We start from the raw sequence: 2,274 nt of genomic DNA on the forward strand, positions 1-2,274 counted from the left end.
CGGACCCGGCCGCGCAGGCGGAGCAGACCGCCCACCTCGTCGTCGTCACCGGTCACCCCACCCCGGCGACGCGGGGACCCGGACGCGGCGGGGTCCGACCGGCGCACGGCCCACAGCGAGACCAGCCCGGCGAGCAGGACCACCGCCAGCGGCAGGAGCAGGACATACGGCGACAGCAGGTCCCACAGGTACTGGGCTCCCTTGTCCCACTTGGACCCGCCCGCGTCCTTGGCGACGGCCGTCAACGGATAGGGCAGGGCGTAGTACGACATCCGCCAGATCTGGTAGACCACCGGGACGGTTCCGGCGATGGCGACCAACCAGCCCAGATGCCGCCATGACTGCTGTGACGCCGCCAGCAGCGCCAGGAACACCACCGCCGCCAGCGCCAACTCGGGGCGCACCAGCGGACCGAGCCCGGCGATGAACGCCATCGCGGCCGTGCCCACCGCGGGTAGACCGAACCGGTACTCGCGGTGCGGCGCGCGGGCCCACCGCTGCAGGCCGAGCCACATGACGCCGATCCAGCAGATCACCAGCCCCGTCTCCAGGCCCGAGCTCGCGAAGTCCCGGGCGGGCGGCAGCATGATGTAGACCACCACGCCCAGCGGCAACAGCAGCATCGGACCACCGGCGGGGGCGCGCCGGGTGCCCCGGTACATCACGCGGGTGCCGAGCATCGCGCACGCGACCGCGATCATGCTCAGCGTCAGCGCCAACCCCAGGGCGACCAGCTCGAGCCGATAGCCGACGACCTCGTGGGTGAGATAGACGAGATAGGTCCACAGGGTGGAGGTGTTGGACTCGACCCGCTCCCCCGCGTTGAACACGGGTCCGTTGCCGGCGATGAGGTTGCGGACCGTGCGCAGGACGATCAGCCCGTCGTCGGCGATCCACCGGCGCTGCCACGCGCCGGCGAGGAACACCGCCACCACCACGACGAGGCCGCCCCAGAAGACGGCCGGCTCGGCCCGGGGTCGCCCGGTGATCCGCTCCGTGATCCGGTCGGTGATCCGCTCAGGGTTCCGCGAGGCCACGGTCGCCGGGGGCCGGTCCGCTGCCGGACGCCCCGCTCCCGGATTCCCCGCCGTCACCTCCGACATCGCCCGCCCACCCCGGTCAGGCGAAGGACGGCACGAGGTAGACGCCGATCACGACGGTCAGGACCCACAGCCCGGCCAGGACCTGCAGGACGCGGTCCCCGAGCGCGATGTCCTCGGGCTCGCCGGCCTGGGCGGCGTCGACGTCGACCGCATAGCGCAGCACCGCGATGGTGAACGGCACGATCGAGATCTGCAACCACACGGCCGAGCCGGACGGCTGGGTGGGATCGGAACCGCGGTCGTACGCCCACAGGGCGTAGCAGAGCACGAGCACCGTCGCCGACAGCGTCCACACGAACCGCAGGTAGGTCGGGGTGTAGCTCTCCAGGGCCTTGCGGATCTTGGCCCCGGTCCTCAGGTGCAGGTTCAGTTCGGCGTACCGCTTACCGGCCGCCATGAACAGGGAGCCGAACGCCATGACCAGCAGGAACCACTGCGAGATCTCGACCTCGGCCGCCGCGCCGCCCGCCACCGCGCGGAGCAGGAACCCGGAGGAGACGAACGCGATGTCGAGCACCGGCTGGTGCTTGAGTCCGAAGCAGTACATGAGCTGCAGCACGATGTACACGGCCACGACGATCGCCAGCGCCGGGTGGGTGAACAGCACCGAGATGCTGATCGAGGCGACGATGAGCGCCACCGCCATGCCGTAGGCCAGTCCGACCGGCAGCACCCCGGCGGCGATGGGACGGAACCGCTTGGTGGGGTGCGCGCGGTCCGCCTCGACGTCCATCGCGTCGTTGATCAGGTACACGCTCGAGGCCGCCATGCAGAACGCCACGAAGGCGATGAAGACCGAGAAGAGGACCGAGGTGTCGGTGAGCGTCTGCGACCCGGCCGCGGCGGGGGCCGCGACCACGAGGACGTTCTTGACCCACTGCCGTGGCCGGAGGGCCTTGATCATGCCGTCGAGCAGGTTCTTGGGCGGTGAGCCCTTGGCCTCCTCCTCGGCCTCGGCGAGGTCGATCTCGTTGGCGGTGTGCGGCTCCGCACCGAGAAGGTGGTGATCGCCCCCGCCCCGGGAGGCCGGGACTCCGGTCTGATCGGTCATCGATTCTCCTCGGGGGTCGGGGTGGTGCGCGGTCCGGGCGCGCCGTCACGCAGCGCCTCCGGCAGCAGGCGCTGGACGGGGTCCGTGGGCCAGACCGCGCGGGTGAGCGCAGCGCAGCCC

General features: G+C 71.4%; 1 protein-coding gene and 1 pseudogene. Both read right to left on the reverse strand.

Translation table 11 applies throughout. The annotated features are described in order from the left end of the window. A pseudogene (locus tag G6018_RS11180) lies at positions 1 to 1,103 on the reverse strand (arabinosyltransferase); the annotation flags it as partial. A 16-nt stretch (positions 1,104 to 1,119) separates the two neighbouring features. Then, positions 1,120 to 2,154 carry a decaprenyl-phosphate phosphoribosyltransferase gene (locus G6018_RS11185; RefSeq protein WP_182616140.1) on the reverse strand — a complete coding sequence of 345 codons (1,035 nt, stop codon included), beginning with the start codon at positions 2,152 to 2,154 and terminating at the stop codon, positions 1,120 to 1,122. Positions 2,155 to 2,274 lie beyond the last annotated feature (120 nt).

The organism is Dietzia sp. DQ11-44, assembly GCF_014145205.1.
GTDB classification, from domain to species: domain Bacteria; phylum Actinomycetota; class Actinomycetes; order Mycobacteriales; family Mycobacteriaceae; genus Dietzia; species Dietzia natronolimnaea.

Excerpts from the sequence above, each read along its gene's own strand:
- G6018_RS11185 (WP_182616140.1), bottom strand. The coding sequence starts at position 2,154 with ATGACCGATCAGACCGGAGTCCCGGCCTCCCGGGGCGGGGGCGATCAC.